Consider the following 14,948-nt stretch of genomic DNA (forward strand, 5'->3'; position numbering starts at 1 on the left):
CATCATAGGATGGTGCAGCAAATAAATCAAATAAAACAAATTAAGCAGTTGTTTTATTTCCTTAAGGATTTTCCTGAATCAGGCTCATGCAGGCCGGTTTCATGGTTTTGCAGCCATTTTTCCACCGCGTTCATCAGGCCGACCTGGGTGAAGGGCTTGCTGAGGTAATCGTCCATGCCGGCATCCAGGCAGCGCTGGCGGTCGCCTTCGATGGCGCTGGCCGTGAGGGCGATGATGGGTGTGCGCGGGCGTCCCTGGGCCTGTTCGAAGGCGCGGATCTCGGCGGTGGCCTGGTAGCCGTCCATGATGGGCATCATGCAGTCCATCAGCACCATGTCGTAGCTGCCGTTGCGCAAGGCCTCCAGCGCCTGCTGGCCGTTTTCCACCTCGTCGAGGATGCAGCCGCGGCGCGCCAGCAGGATGCGCAGCAACTGGCGGTTGATCTCGGTGTCCTCGGCCACCAGGATGCGCGCGCCGGTGAGCGTGACAGGCGCTGGCGCCAGCGTGGCCACTGGTACTGCCGGGGCGGGCTGCGGCGGGCTGGCGGCGCTCTGCGGGGCGGGCGCGGCATTGCCCTGCCGTGTGCTGGCTGGCGCCACGCCTTCCGGGCACAGGATGTCAAAGCTGAACTTGGTGGAATGGCCCGGCACGCTCTGGCAGGCGATCTGGCCGCCCATCAGTTCCACCAGGTTCTTGCAGATGGCCAGCCCCAGCCCGGTGCCGCCGAAGCGGCGGGAGATCGAGCTGTCGGCCTGGGTGAAGGGCTGGAAGAGCTGGGTCAGGGCTTCGGGCGAAATGCCGATGCCGCTGTCGGCAATGGCAAAGAAGAGTCGAAAGCGCGGTGGTGTGGCCTCTTCAGGCTGGGCCGCCATGCTCAGCCGCACGTAGCCGGCCTGGGTGAACTTGATGGCATTGCTCAGGAGGTTGCCCAGCACCTGCTTCAGCCGCGCGGGGTCGCCGACCAGGCAGAGGGCGTCGTCGCAATCGATGCGCACGTCCAGCTGCACCTCCTTGTTGTGGATCGAAGGCCGGTACAGTTCGGCCACCTCGCGCACCAGCCGCGCCGGATGGAAAGGCACCTCTTCCAGATCGAGCTTGCCGGATTCGATCTTGGAAAAATCCAGGATGTCGTTGATGATGCGCACCAGTCCGCCGGTGGCATTGTGGATGCTGTCGGCGTAGTGCCGCTGCTTGGTCGACAGGCCCGACTCCATCAGCAGTTCAGACAGGCCCAAGATGCCGTTCATGGGAGTGCGGATTTCATGGCTGACCATGGCCAGGAAGCGCGACTTGGCTTCGTTGGCGTGGTCGGCTTCTTCTTTCATCTGCAGGGCCAGTTGGGCATCCTGCTCGCGCCGCTGCACCTGGCGCAAGGCCACCCCGAAGCCGCCGATCAGGCCGACCAGGCTGACGACCGCCACCAGCATCAAGGGGTACATCGATTCCAGCCATTCACTGAAATACACCTTGTCGGTCACGCCGATCTCCAGGTACATCGGCGCATTGCGCACGGGCCGGTGCACGCCCAGCCAGTGCGATTGCATGAAGACATAAGGCGCTTTGTCGTCCACGCCGGCCGGACGCGGCAGATGCAGATCGGCCAGCGGCTTGATGTCGCGCCGCGCGGTGTGGTCGTGCGCCAGTGAAGTACCGATCAGCGGCTTTCCGTCCTGGCGCGCCAGCAGGATGGAGAAGGGCTTGTCCTTGATCACGGCACTGAAGAAATCTTCAAAGAACGAGCAGGGCAGGGACACGATCACGATGCCCAGCATGCGCCCTTCGCGGTCGTTGATGCGGCGGGTGAGATAGAAGGTCTGTATGCCCGATGCACGCGAAGTGATGGTTTCGCTCAGGAAATCCTCGGTCGAGGCGCTCTGGCTGTGGTGGAAGTAATAGTCGCGGTCCGCCACATCCACCGTCGTTGGCGGGTACACGCGGGAGAGCGCGATGACACGTCCCTGGGCATTGCTGATGCCGATGCCCTGGATGAAGGGCAGGCCGCGGATCTTCTCGCGCAGGGTCTGGGAATAGGCGGCGGTGCTGACATGCTCGCGCAGCTGGGCCTCGTCGCTGACGTTGGCCATTTCGATGTCGGACTGGATGCTGTCCAGTACCAGCCGGGCCGAGGAAATGCTCTGGGCGGTACTTTCGGCCAGCGCCGTGGAAAGAGTCGCCAGGTCGCTGCGCCAGTCATTGAGGCTGGCGCGGTACAGCAGCGCGCCGGAAACGATGACGGTGGCCGCCAGCAGCCCCAGCAGCAAGGCGCCGAGGGTGACGGCGGATTTGCGGATGCGCGGCGTGGCGGGCATGGAAGAAGTCATGGGCTGGCAGGGCAGAGGCTGCCCTTGCAGGTCAGGACTGGGGCAGGGAGCGCGCGCAGCGCCCGATTTCTTCCAGCACCAGCGCAAAGCTGGCCTGCAGTTGCGCCAGTTCTTCCGGACGCGGCGCCTGGCCGTTGCGGGCGGCCTGCTCGGTCTGCAGCAGCAGCGTGGTGAGGGCCTGGGCCTGGAACAGCGCGCTCATGCCTTTCAAGGTATGGCTTTCGTGCCGGCTGCGCTCGGCGTTGCCCGCCAGGGCCGCCTGCTCCAGCCGGGCGAAGATCGGTGGCGCGCTCTCCACGAAGGTGCGCGCCAGCGCAGCGACGGTGCCGGCGTCTCCGCCCACGGCTTCCAGCAGGTGGCTGGGGTCGATATGGTGATAGTCGTCAAGTGACTGGACCAGATGCACGTTTTTCCCCTCTGTTCTCATATGTTCGCGGCCGATTTACTTCGGCTCTTGCAGCGGCAATGTGAAGCTGAATGTAGACCCTTGGTGTTGTTTGGACTGTAACATGAGTTGGCCTCCCATGAGCGTCACCAGGCGTTGCGCGATGGTCAGGCCCAGGCCCGCGCCATCCTTGGCGCGCCGTTCGCTGTCATCGGCCTGGGTGAACTTCTCGAAGATGGTATCGAGTTGCCCGGCCGCAATGCCGATGCCGGTGTCCTTGATGCGGATTGCCAGCTGCCCGCCGCTACGTTCGACCTCCACCAGGATGCGCCCGGTGTCGGTATAGCGCACCGCATTGCCGATCAGGTTTTCCAGTACGCGCAGCACCTTGCGCTGGTCGCACACGACGATCTGCGGGACGTCATCGCTGATGCGGCATTCCAGCTGCAGCCCCTTGGCCTGGGCGTTCTGGTAATGGCGGGCAATGGCCTGGCCGACCAGTTCGCGGATGTTCTCGGGTTCGCGCTGAACGGGCACCCGGCGGTCCTCCAGGGCTGTCACTTCGAGGATGGCCTCGACCAGTTCCAGAAGGCGGTTGCCGCTGTCATGGATGGCGGTGGCATATTGCGCCAGGGGCGACTCGCCCAGTTCTTCGCGCAGGGCGTCCGAATAGCCCAGTACGCCATTGAGCGGTGTGCGGAATTCATGCGACATGTTGGACAGGAAGCGCGACTTGGCCTGGCTGGCCTGCATGGCATCCTGGCGGCTCTTGACCAGCGAGCCGGCCATCCAGATCAGCACTGCATTGAAGATCAGCACGGCCAGCGTGATCAAGGTGGCCAGCGTCAGGGTGCGGTTGCGTTCGCGGTAATAGGGGGCCAGGCGTTCTTCGATGTCGATGCCCACCGAGGCGTAGAGCGGATAGTCGCGCAGCTTGTGGAAGGCATAGATGCGTTCGCGGCCGTCGACGCGACTCACCGCCTCGATGACGCCGGTGCCCTGAGCCAGCATGGCGGCGTAGACCTTGCCACCGCTGACCTGCTCGCCCATGGAATCCATCTCGCCGGTGCGCCGCACGCGCGCCACGCCATCGGCACCGAGCAGCGTGATCACGCCATGGCGGCCGACGTCGATCTGGTGGTACAGGCTGGTGAAGTACTGCGGATCCATGGAGACCACGACGACGCCGCCGAAGCCGCCATCCGGGCGGTTGATGCGGCGGGTCAGCTGCAGCGACCATTTCTTGGAGACGCGCCCGAGCACCGGCTTGCTGATGAAGAGCTTGTCTTCGCCGCCCTGCATGTGCACCTGCACGTGCTCGCGGTCAGACAGGTTCAGCGGGGTGAAGGGTTTGCTGGAGAGCACCACGTCGCCCTTGGCATCGACGATGGAGAAGAGGTTGTAGACATTGCGCGCCACCAGGCCGTTGCTGACCTCGGTGGCCAGATCCAGCGACTGGCCGCGTTCGGCATAGCGGTAGCGCAGATAGACGGCGGCCTGGTCGGCCGCCTCAATGGTGCGGTAGGCGTGTTCGAGGAACAGTCGCGACAGCGACTGGGCGTCGCGGCGGGCGTCTTCGAGGTTGTTTTCACGACTGGTGCCGAGTTCCTTCAGCGCCCCCAGCCACAGACCGCAGATCAGCAGCAGCGAAAACAGGCCCAGGGCCAGGCGCAGGTCGATGCGCGCGAACCGGAGAGAAAGAGAGGGGTGTTTCCGGTCATTCATGGCACTGCAGGCCTTTCCTCGGTGATCCCTTAGCGGGTCTCGCGCTCCCTGCGAGCACTGCAAGCCCGCATGTAACCGCGCAATTCATCAAAATTGACCGGCTTGGGGAAGAACACCACCCCGGCCGGAATACCGCCCCGCTGCGCCATTTCTTCTGCATCCAGGCTGCTGACGATAGCGATGCTCACATCCTGCAGCTCCGGATCGTGGAGGATGGTCTTGACCACTTCGTAGCCATCCATGCCTTCCATGACGATATCGGCCAGCACCACGTCGGGTTTGCTGCGCGCGATCTCCAGGAGCGCCTTGTAACCGTTGTCGCAATACACCAGGTCCAGCGGCAGGCCCCAGGAGGCCAGCGCGCTGGCGTACAGCTCGCGCTGCAGGCGGTTGTCCTCGATGATCAGCACGGCCGTGCGGCCATTGCCGGGACGCGGCGCCGGACTGCTGCGGCCATGCTCGGACTCGCCGGCCGAGGACGAGCCCGGCGTGGCCTTGTATGCCTGCACGGCTGCCAGCGGGATGCGGCGATGTCCACCCTTGGTCTTCCAGGCCTCGATGATGCCGGCCTCGACCAGTTGCTGAACGGAGGACACCGAGATGCCCAGGATGTGGGCCGCTTCCTGCGTGGTGCAGACCTCGGAGCTGGTTGTCTTTGCGGTTTTCATAAATCCATTATCGGTATTTTACACAAATAAATCAAATTCATTAGATAGAATTTGAATTCGGTATAATCGGTTTTCGACGAAAAGCAACAGTGGTGCCGATGAGCAAGCTTTTGACTGCCCATTATGCAGAGAATTTCGTGAGTTCGTCAGATTTTGTGTATTTTGCCTGCTTTTACAGGCATCGGCAGCAATTACCGTAGCTTGGGAAGGCGTGCTGGTGCGCGCTTCAAAGGCTATCGAGCCGGCTGCGCAGTTCGGCCGCGCGTTGCTGCAGGGCAGTGATATCGGCTGCGGGTATCTTTTTGATCTGCTGAAAGGCCATGCCCATGCGCGGATTGTTGCCGAAGGTGGCCTGGTGGCGCAGGAAGAAATCCCAGTACAGGGCATTGAAGGGGCAGGCTTCGGCGCTGGTCTTTTGCTTGGGGTCGTAGGCGCAGCCCTGGCAATAGTCGCTCATGCGGCCGATGTAGGCGGCGCTGCTCACGTAGGGCTTGGTGGCGATGATGCCGCCGTCGGCCCACTGGCTCATGCCCAGGGTATTGGGCAATTCCACCCATTCGAAGGCATCGATGTAGATGCCCAGGTACCAGTGATGCAGGGCCTTGGGGTCGAGCCCCGCCAGCAGGGCGAAATTGCCGATGACCATCAGGCGCTGGATGTGATGCGCGTGGGCCGTCTGGAGGGACTGGCCGATGGCGTGGCGCAGGCAGTTCATGCGGGTCTGGCCGGTCCAGAACCAGGCCGGCAGGGGCAGCTGGTGCGCCAGGGCGTTGCGCTCGTCATAGCCGGGCATCTGCGACCAGTAGATGCCGCGTACATATTCACGCCAGCCGATGATCTGGCGGATGAAACCTTCCACCGCCGCCAGGGGTGCATGGCCTTCGCGCCAGGCGGCCTCGGCGCGGCGCACCACTTCCAGCGGGTGCAGCATCTTCACATTGAGCGCGAACGACAGCAAGCAATGGAACAGGCGCTGGGCCTGGCTGCTCATGGCGTCTTCGTAGTCGCCGAAGTGCGGCAGCACGGTGCTGACGAAATGCTCCAGATGCTGCAGGGCTTCGGCGCGGTCCAGCGGCCAGCGCAACTGCGTGGCTTGCGGATCGCCGAAGCTGCGCACGCCCGCGGCCTGCAGCATGTCCCACAGCGCGCCATGGTCATGCGGCTGGCGCCAGTCTTGTGGTTCAGGCGGATTGCCGGGCCAGCGCTTGCGGTTGTCGTGGTCGAAATTCCATTGGCCACCCTCGGGCTTGCCTTCGCCATCGAGGAGCAACTCGAAGCGCCGCCGCATCTGCCGATAGAAATGCTCCATCAGCCATTGCTTGCGGCCTTCGAAGAGGCACGGCAATTCGTGGCGGGCGGTGAGGAAGTGTTCGCTATCCACTATGGAGATCTGTCCCTGGTGCGCTTGCATCCATGCCTCTCCCCATTGCTGCAAGGCCTGGTCAACGCGCCATTCGTCCGGGGATTGCCATTGCACGCAACGGGCCCGGTAATGCGCGGCCAGCGCATCGAGATTGTCCGCCAGCGATTGCCGGTTGCTGGGATCATCCAGTCGGATGTAGCGCACCCGATGGCCGGCCGCCCGCAACTGCTCCGCGAAGGCGCGCATGGCGGCGAAGAGGGCCAGGATCTTTTGCGCATGGTGCAACACGTAGTCGGTTTCGGAACGGACTTCCATGAGCACGTAGACCACCTCTGGATCGAGGTGGTCGAACCAGGAGTGCTGCGGATTCAACTGGTCACCCAGGATCAGGCGCAGAGTGGAAGCCGGGTGGACCGGCGCGTGGGCATTCTTCTTCATGGTGAATCGAGGTTCAATCGCTCAGACGCTGTACCGGCGTCCATAGCGCCCCAGCGCCAGGAAGGCGGCCAGTTTCAGTACGCAGGGCAGGGCAGCGTAGACGAGGGGCAGGCTGTAGCTGGGCCCCTGTCCAGGGTGGTAATCGAGGGCCGACAACAGCGTCAGCGCGATGCCCGCCAGCGCCAGGGCCAACTTGCCCAGCATGGTGAGGATGCCGAAGGCGGCACCGGTGGAGGCCGGCTGGGTCACCACGCGTGCCAGCAGAACCGGCGGCAGCAGCAGATCGGCGCCCAGCGCCGCACCGGTGGCCAAGCACACGACGAGAAACGCCCAGCGCTCGCCCGGCCCCAGCAATACCGCACCGACGAAGCCGGCGATGGACAACAGCATGGCCTGGCGCCAGCAGGCGATGGTGCCGAAACGCCGTGCGAGGGTGCTCCACAGCGGCAGGCCCAGCGCGGCCGCGCCAAAGTAGGCGGCCAGGAAGAGTCCGGCCAGTGCGCGTTCCTGCAATTGATCTTCGATGAAGAACAGCGCCAGCGTGGCCGGAATGGCGGCCGACAAGGCATTGAGCAGATAGGGTGGCAGCAGGGAGCGGAACGCCCGGTTGGCCCACAGGCCGCGCAGCGATACCAGCCAGCGCTGGCCCTGCGCCACCATCGGCGGCGCCGGCTGACGCAGCAGCAACAGCAGCGCCAGGCCCAGCACCGCAGCGAAGCACAGGCAATACCAGGTCAGGCGCTGATCGATCAGCGCCGGGTCCGCCGCCAGGATGCCCACCGGCACCACACTGGCCACGATCACCCCGGCCAGGCCGGCGCCTTCACGCCAGGCCACGGCGCGCATGCCTTGTTCCGGCAGGCGCGAACCCCAGGAGAGATAGGCGATGCTCAGCATGCTATGCGCCCCATAAGCCAGCACCAGCATGCCGACCAGCCAGAGCATGGCGGCCTGGGCCGTGGAAGGGGGCTTCCAGAGGCAGATGAAGGTTGACGCAAGCACCACGCCGGCAACCGCCATCCAGCGCTTCTGGCGCTGTGCCGAGCGGTCCAGCAGGTGACCAAACAGGGGATCCTGCAGCATGTCCAGGAGGCGCGCGGCAAACAGCACCCAGCCCAGCGGCGCCAGCGCCACGCCGACATGGCTGGCGTAATACGCAGGAATCTGCACGAACAGCGGCAGCGCCGCCATCGCCAGCGGCGCGCCCAGCACGCCGTAAGCGGCGTTGCTCGTCCGCGTGGCGGGTGCGGCGGATGGGGCCGGTACCGCGCTCAAGGCGACTCCCCGAGCAGGCGGCGGCGCAGGTTGTCGTCGCGGCTGGGCTGGCCCAGCCAGATGTTGAAGAAGGCGCGCGCCAGTTCCGGATCGGCGATCTCGGCCAGCAGCTTGTCCCGGTCATAGAGGCGCATGCCGCGCTGGGGCAGGTAGACGCCGACCAGTTCGTCGCCATCGGCCACGTCGATGAAGGCGCGGTGCAGTTCGTTTTTCCAGCGCGCCAGGGTGGTGCCGGCGATGGGGGCCGGGCTCATGCGCTGGATTTCCTCGATGGAGGTGGAGGCCAGCTTGTCGCGGCTGATCTTGACCTTGTAGTCCAGCTGCAGGGCAAAGGGCTGGCTCTCATCGAGCGGCTTTTGCGGCGCCCACAGGGTGGCGTGATAGATGCGGAAACCCAGCCAGGTCATGGTGCCGCTGCCGATCGTCTGCAGCGAACCGGGCAGCGCCTCGCGCCAGGGTTGCGCCGCCTGCGCCGCACGGCCGGGCCATACCGCCACCAGCGCCAGCAGGAAGACGCAGCAGGCCAGGCGCCAGCCTTGCTGACGCAGCAGGTCGAGCGAGCGGACGGTGACCTTGGACATCGGGAGACTCCTCATGGACAAAACGCGGCACCAGCAGCAATACAGCGGGCAATACAGTCGGAATACAGTTGGAATACGGTAGCAACACAGTGTGCAATACACCCGGCAATACACTTTCTGAGTCCGGTCGGGCTTGCAGAGGAGGCTAGATTACTACCAATGCCGGATAAAATCTACCAATCAGTATTTTTAATTTACCGGCTGGTATGGCCTATATTACCGCTCACCGAAAAAATCAAAACCCTGCCCCCATCGCGAGGAGACCATGCTCAATCTCAACGAAGACACCATCACCCAGGCCGTCCTGGCGCGCCACGCCGGCATGCCCGATGAACGCCTGCGGCAGATCATGACCAGCCTGGTGCAGCACCTGCACGCCTTCGCCCGCGAGGTCAAGCTGACCGAGGCGGAATGGTTCGAGGGCATCCGCTTCCTGACCGAGACTGGCCAGCTGTGCTCGGACAAGCGCCAGGAATTCATCCTCCTCTCCGACACCCTGGGCCTGTCGACCCTGGTGATGGCGCAGCAGAACCACAAGCCGGCCGGCTGTACCGAGGCCACCGTGTTCGGTCCTTTCCACGTGGAGAATTCGCCGGTCTATCCGCTGGGGGCGGACATCGCCAACGGCGCCAAGGGCCAGCCCTGCTTCGTCAGCGGCTGCGTGCGCGGGCTGGATGGCCAGCCCGTCCCGCACGCCCGGCTGGAGGTATGGCAAGCCGATGAGGACGGTTTCTATGACGTGCAATATCCCGACCTCGCGCAGTGGCAGGCGCGCGGCACGCTGCATGCCGATGCGCAAGGGCGCTACCACTTCCGCAGCATCCTCGCCAGTTCCTATCCGATCCCGCATGACGGGCCGGTGGGCAAGATGCTGGAGACCCTGGGCCGCCATCCCTGGCGTCCGGCACACCTGCATTTCCGTATCCAGGCCGAGGGCTACGAGACCCTCATCACGCACGTCTTCCGCCGGGGCGATCCCTATCTGGAGTCCGATGCCGTCTTTGGCGTACGCTCCACGCTCATCGCCGACTGGCCACGCCATGAGCCCGGTACTGCACCCGATGGCACGCAGTGCGACCAGCCTTTCTACACGCTGGACTATGATTTCATCCTCAACCCCCAGCGCAAATAACGCCACTGAGCCTGCCATGTCCCCCTCCATTCCAGCACACGGCTTTACCTATACCAGCGCTGCGGCCCGCGTGATCTTCGGTGCCGGCAGCCTGCAACACCTGGTGCGCGAGACCGAACTGCTGGGCGCGCGCCGCGCCCTGGTGCTGTGCACGCCCGGCCAGCGTGGCGAGGCCGAGCGCATCGCCGCGCTGATCGGCGACCGCTGTGCCGGGCTGTTCGACCAGGCCGTCATGCACGTGCCCATCGAGACCGCGCGCCACGCCCGCGAGGTGGCGCGTGAACTGGATGCGGACTGCGCCATCGCCATCGGCGGCGGTTCCACGATGGGATTGGGCAAGGCCATCGCGCTGGAATCGGACCTGCCCATCCTGGCCATCCCCACCACCTATGCCGGCAGCGAGATGACGCCCATCTACGGCATCACCGAAGCAGGTTTGAAGAAGACCGGGCGCGATGCGCGCGTGCTGCCGCGCACGGTCATCTACGATCCCGAACTGAGCCGGGGCCTGCCGCTGGAGCTGTCGGTAACCAGCGGCATCAATGCCATGGCGCACGCGGCCGAAGGCCTCTATGCGCCCGATGCCAACCCGATCATGTCGATGCTGGCCGAAGAGGGCCTGCGCGCCCTGGCCGGGGGACTGCCGCAACTGCTGGTGCGCGCCGATGACATGGCCGCTCGCAGCCAGTGCCTGTACGGTGCCTGGCTGTGCGGCACGGTGCTGGGCAATGTGGGCATGTCGCTGCATCACAAGCTGTGCCATACGCTGGGCGGCAGCTACAACCTGCCGCACGCCCAGACGCATACCGTGATCCTGCCGCACGCGCTGGCCTACAACGCCCCGGCCGCGTCACAGGCCATGCAGCGCATCGCGCGTGCGCTCGGTGTGGAGGAGGCTGCGCAGGGCGTGCATGCGCTGGCGCGCGCGCTGCAGGCGCCGCTGTCCTTGCGCGAGCTGGGCATGCCGCATGACGAGCTGGATCGCTGCACCGACATTGCCTTGCAGAATGCCTATGCCAATCCGCGCCCGCTGGAGCGTACGGCACTGCGGGCCTTGCTGGAGAATGCCTGGCACGGGCACCCGCCGGGGTGACGTATAGTGTGGCGGTACACGCGTGACGTAGAAGACATTCAAACCACGAGGAGACCGCCATGCCAGGAACACCCGCCAGGCCATTGCTGCATTCGTTGCATTCGGCCTTGTTTGTCCCATCCCTCATCGCGCTGCTGTCTGCCTGCAGCAGCCTGCCTGAGCATCCGGTGCGCCCGCCGCAAAGCTGCACCCAGTTGCGCGAGATGAGCATCCCCGCTTCGGCCATCGGCTTGCCCACGCGCGGTGCGCGCGTGACCGCCACCGACATGGTGGCCGCCGGCGGCGAGGGGGCCAAGGCGATCGGGGCGTATTGCAAGCTCAGCGGTGAGATCAGTCCGGTGGATCCGGCCGCACCGGCGATCCGCTTCCAGATTGATCTGCCGGCGCAGTGGAATGGCAAAGCCCTCATGTTCGGCGGGGGCGGCTATGACGGCAGCATTCCCGACGTGGCCGCCAATGTCCCGGCCGGTGCGGCCACGCAGCCCGGTCCGCTGGGACGCGGCTATGCCACCTTCGCCAGCGATTCCGGCCACCAGGCCAATGCCATGGGCTCGCGCGATGGTTCTTTCGGCAGCAATGACGAAGCCCTGCGCAATTTCGCCGGGGATGCCCTCAAGAAAACCCGCGATACTGCGCTGGCCATCATCACCGCGCATTACGGGCAGCGGCCCGCGCGGACTTATTTTGCCGGTGGCTCCACGGGCGGACGCGAGGCGCTGGCCATGGCCAGCCGCTGGCCCGCCGACGTGGATGGCGTGATCGCGCTGTATCCGGCCTGGAATGCGGTGGCCCTGGACCTGCAGTTCGGCCGCATGACGCAGGCCATGGCGCAGCCCGGTGCCTATCCCGATGCGGCCAAGCGCAAGCTGCTGTTCGACGCTGCCATGGCCGCTTGCGACCGTCTTGATGGCGTGACCGATGGGGTCATCAGCAACATCGATGCCTGCAATGCCAGCTTCGATCCGGCCACTGCCCGGCTCAATGGCAAGCCGTTGCGCTGCGAAGGTGGTGGCGAGGGTGGCGATACCTGTCTGTCGGATGCGCAGATCGCCACCTTCAAGGTCTTCAGTACGCCGCTGGCGCTGAGTTATCCACTGGCCAGCGGCGAGACAAGCTATCCCGGCTTCAATACCTGGGGCACGGATTGGGGGACCGGGACCGGCAGCCCCTTCCAGGCCACCATCCTGACCTTGGGGCTGGGCACGGAGCAGCCTGCCAACCCGATGCCGCCCGTCAGCAGCAAGGGCAGCCCGCCGTATCACAGTACGTTCTGGGATCAGTGGGTGCGCTACTTCGTCACGCGCGACGTCAGTTTCAATCCGCTCGCGCTGGACCCCGCCAGGCCGGGCCCCTACCAGGCGCGCGTGGTACAGCTCAATGGCTTGCAGGATGTGAACGAGACCGATCTTTCGGCGTTCCGCAACAAGGGCGGCAAGATCCTCATCGCCCATGGCACGGCCGATGCGCTGGTCAGCACGCAGGCCACGCGCCAGTATCTGGCGCGGCTGCAGAAGGCCATGGGAGCGGAGCAGCTGGAGGGCTTCGTGCGCTATTACGAGATCCCCGGTTATGGGCACGTGTTCGGCACGGCCTTCAATGCTTCCTGGGATTCGCTGACGGCGCTGGAGCAATGGGTGGAGCAGGCACAGGCACCGGTGAACCAGATCGTCGTTGATACCACGGCGGTACCAGGCCGCAGCCGGCCCTTGTGCCGCTATCCGGCGTGGCCGCAGTACCGGGGCAGCGGGCCGGTGAATGAGGCGGGGAGTTTTGATTGTGTGATGCGTTGATGCATGACCGGAGGGTGCGGTCATGCATTAATGCATGCCGGTTCCAGGCATGCTGTCCGCGCGACGCCGTGATGCATACACGCGGACGGACGATCAGCTCAGACGCTTTCCTTACTCCACCTCAGGCCGCAACTCATCCAGGAACTGCGCCACCTGCGTACCCCGCACCGAGCAGCCGATGCGGCTACCGGGGAAAGCCGGGTCGCGCGAGGGTTCGATCACCAGGGTGCGCTCGCCCAGCACATTGGCCTGGCCTCGGTAGTAATCAAACCGCGTGGTGCGATGCCAGCCGCCACGGTCGAAGATTTCCATACGCGTGTAGTTGCCGTTGAGTTCGCGGCTGGTGCGCTTGAAATTGGGAATGGCCATGCCCAATGCCTGCACCAGCTGTTCCGGCGTGGCCGGGCTGTAGAAGCCCCAGCTGAATTTCTGCACCTGGCCGTTGATTTCCAGGCTCTCGTCGTAGTAAGCGCTCAAGGTCTGGCCATAGGCCTGTGCAGCGCCGGCAGCGGCGATGCGGTCGCGCCCCGGCGTGCGGCGGTCCGGCACGTCAATGCTGGCCACCGTCCCCTTGACCGTGACCACGAAGGCCGGCTGCAGCGTATCGGCGAACTGGCGCAAGGTGACGGCAAAGCTGGCGTCGCAACTGCTCAAGGCCTTGATGACATTCTCCAGCGGGCGGCGCTGATCGATCACCGCCGTGGTCTGTACCTTGCTGCGGGCTTCGTTGCGCTGGGCCAGTTGCTGCGCCTTCAGTTCCAGCCGTTGCTGCTTGAGCTGCAGCTTGGCCATGCGTTCCTCCGGCGTGGAGCAGGCGGTGGTCAACAGAAGTGTGCCGGCTGCAAGCAGCCAGGTGTGTTTTGCGGACATGTTTTCCCCTTGATGTGTCTGCGTGGTGGTGTGTTGTTGTGTATCGATACAGTTCGTCGCTGGTTTGCTTCAACTGTATTGCTGCCGTATTGAGACTGTATTGCTGCTGCGTTGTTACTGTATTGAAGCTGTATTGCTGCCCGTCATGGCCAGCAACTCATCCAGCGCCATGTCGTGCGTACGATGCTGCCGCGCCTGCACCCCGGTGCAGAGGCACAGGTGATAGTGCGGCTGCGTTTCGTGATGCAGGAACGGCACGGCGTCCACCGCCACGCTCACCTGGTTGAGGCTGGCGTTATGACGGTATTTGTAATCGGCCTCCTTGGCACACCACAGGCGATAGAAGGCGGCTTCCCGCTGGTGCTCGCCGTGCTGTGCCAGGCCGGACAATTCTTCCGGCGTGAAGGCCAGGTCGGCCAGCGAGTCCAGATCGCGTTCAGGCGAGGGCGCTTCGATATCCACGCCGATCTGCGTGCCCATCGCTACGGCGCAAGCGACCCAGCCACGGCTGTGCGAAATGCTCGCGGCAGGCTGGGCGATGCCATCGGCCAGCGCCCCGGCGATACGCACGACGGGGCTGGCACCGCGCCTTTCGATCACCTCGATGTCTGCCAGGCCGCAGCGGCTGGCCTGCATCAGCGCATGCCGCATCAGCAGCCGGCCCAGCAGGAATTCCCCCGCGCGCTGGGGGCGCAGGAAGCCTTGCAGGCGCGTGCGTTCATCCGGTGACAGGACCGCTGCCAGCCGTCCCAGCGTGGAGGGACAGGTACACGCACCCACGAAGGCGCGGCCATCCACGACCCAGGCGAAGGTGGATGGCATGGCGGCTTACTGGCCCAGTTTCACGATGTCACCCTTGAGGGCGACGCCGGCCATGGTGGCGCCGGCATGGCATTCGAACTCGGTGGCGCTGGCCATCTCGTTCTTCTTGTAATAACTCACGATGTTGACCACACCGTTGCCGCCCAACTCCTTGGCCTTCTTGTGCAGCTGTACCAGTGCCGACAGGAAGACCCATTTGCAGGCCTCTTCATCGCTCTTGCCGACGGCATTGGTCTTCTGGTTGGTGACGTCGGTGGAGATCTTTTCCAGCACTGCCGGATGCGGCTGGCCGGCAAAGTAGAACTTGACCGAGCCATCCAGGATTCCTTCCTTATCCTTCATGTTGGCGGCGCTATCCAGCGGCAGCAGGTGCTTGGTATCGCGCGCCTGGGCAGGCATCGCGGCGGCCAGCGCCAGGGTCAGTGCGAGGGTGAGGGAAATTGTCTTCATATCGCTTGTTTTCCTTGTGGTGAGTGGCTGCAGAG

The 14,948-nt window shown here is 64.6% G+C and carries 13 protein-coding genes; 3 read left to right on the top strand and 10 right to left on the bottom strand.

From position 1 onward, the window contains the following. Positions 1–53 precede the first annotated feature (53 nt). The 7 genes from ACVC5H_RS06270 to ACVC5H_RS06300 form a co-directional block, all read right to left on the bottom strand. Positions 54–2,321, bottom strand: coding sequence for a hybrid sensor histidine kinase/response regulator (locus tag ACVC5H_RS06270; RefSeq protein WP_489621506.1), 2,268 nt, complete (start codon positions 2,319–2,321; stop codon positions 54–56). A 31-nt stretch (positions 2,322–2,352) separates the two neighbouring features. Further along, entirely contained in the window at positions 2,353–2,727 is a 375-nt protein-coding gene (locus ACVC5H_RS06275; RefSeq protein ID WP_489621507.1) for an Hpt domain-containing protein, read from the bottom strand. Between the two features lie 36 nt (positions 2,728–2,763). Beyond that, positions 2,764–4,431: a sensor histidine kinase gene (locus ACVC5H_RS06280; RefSeq protein ID WP_489621508.1), complete on the bottom strand. Its 1,668-nt coding sequence runs from the start codon at positions 4,429–4,431 to the stop codon at positions 2,764–2,766. A gap of 29 nt (positions 4,432–4,460) precedes the next feature. Next, positions 4,461–5,099, bottom strand: coding sequence for a response regulator (locus tag ACVC5H_RS06285; RefSeq protein ID WP_489621509.1), 639 nt, complete (start codon positions 5,097–5,099; stop codon positions 4,461–4,463). Positions 5,100–5,325: 226 nt separating this feature from the next. Continuing rightward, entirely contained in the window at positions 5,326–6,900 is a 1,575-nt protein-coding gene (locus ACVC5H_RS06290) for a cryptochrome/photolyase family protein (protein ID WP_489621510.1), read from the bottom strand. A 21-nt stretch (positions 6,901–6,921) separates the two neighbouring features. Beyond that, positions 6,922–8,175: an MFS transporter gene (locus ACVC5H_RS06295; protein WP_489621511.1), complete on the bottom strand. Its 1,254-nt coding sequence runs from the start codon at positions 8,173–8,175 to the stop codon at positions 6,922–6,924. Then, positions 8,172–8,756 (bottom strand): chalcone isomerase family protein, encoded by a 585-nt coding sequence (locus tag ACVC5H_RS06300; RefSeq protein ID WP_489621512.1) that lies wholly within the window; start codon positions 8,754–8,756, stop codon positions 8,172–8,174. The genes ACVC5H_RS06295 and ACVC5H_RS06300 overlap by 4 nt, the downstream gene beginning before the upstream one ends. Before the next feature lie 265 nt (positions 8,757–9,021). On the opposite strand from ACVC5H_RS06300, the gene ACVC5H_RS06305 reads away from it, so the two are divergent. From ACVC5H_RS06305 to ACVC5H_RS06315, 3 genes are read left to right on the top strand one after another with little or no spacing between them, the layout of a single operon-like run. Continuing rightward, positions 9,022–9,888: an intradiol ring-cleavage dioxygenase gene (locus ACVC5H_RS06305; protein WP_489621513.1), complete on the top strand. Its 867-nt coding sequence runs from the start codon at positions 9,022–9,024 to the stop codon at positions 9,886–9,888. Between the two features lie 16 nt (positions 9,889–9,904). After that, positions 9,905–10,981: a maleylacetate reductase gene (locus ACVC5H_RS06310; protein WP_489621514.1), complete on the top strand. Its 1,077-nt coding sequence runs from the start codon at positions 9,905–9,907 to the stop codon at positions 10,979–10,981. 59 nt (positions 10,982–11,040) lie between these two features. Next, a complete protein-coding gene (locus ACVC5H_RS06315; protein WP_489621515.1) occupies positions 11,041–12,771 on the top strand; it encodes a tannase/feruloyl esterase family alpha/beta hydrolase in 1,731 nt (576 codons plus the stop codon). A gap of 111 nt (positions 12,772–12,882) precedes the next feature. Here the strand turns inward: ACVC5H_RS06315 and ACVC5H_RS06320 are convergent, their stop codons facing one another. From ACVC5H_RS06320 to ACVC5H_RS06330, 3 genes are all read right to left on the bottom strand, one after another. Then, on the bottom strand, positions 12,883–13,641 hold the full coding sequence (locus tag ACVC5H_RS06320) for a hypothetical protein (protein WP_489621516.1): 759 nt from the start codon (positions 13,639–13,641) through the stop codon (positions 12,883–12,885). Positions 13,642–13,755: 114 nt separating this feature from the next. After that, the gene (locus ACVC5H_RS06325; protein ID WP_489621517.1) at positions 13,756–14,463 is read right to left on the bottom strand and encodes a 4'-phosphopantetheinyl transferase family protein; all 708 of its coding nucleotides are present in this window, start codon (positions 14,461–14,463) and stop codon (positions 13,756–13,758) included. A gap of 6 nt (positions 14,464–14,469) precedes the next feature. After that, on the bottom strand, positions 14,470–14,913 hold the full coding sequence (locus tag ACVC5H_RS06330; RefSeq protein ID WP_489621518.1) for an excinuclease ATPase subunit: 444 nt from the start codon (positions 14,911–14,913) through the stop codon (positions 14,470–14,472). Between the last annotated feature and the right edge of the window lie 35 nt (positions 14,914–14,948).

The organism is Herbaspirillum sp. Her3, assembly GCF_057961275.1.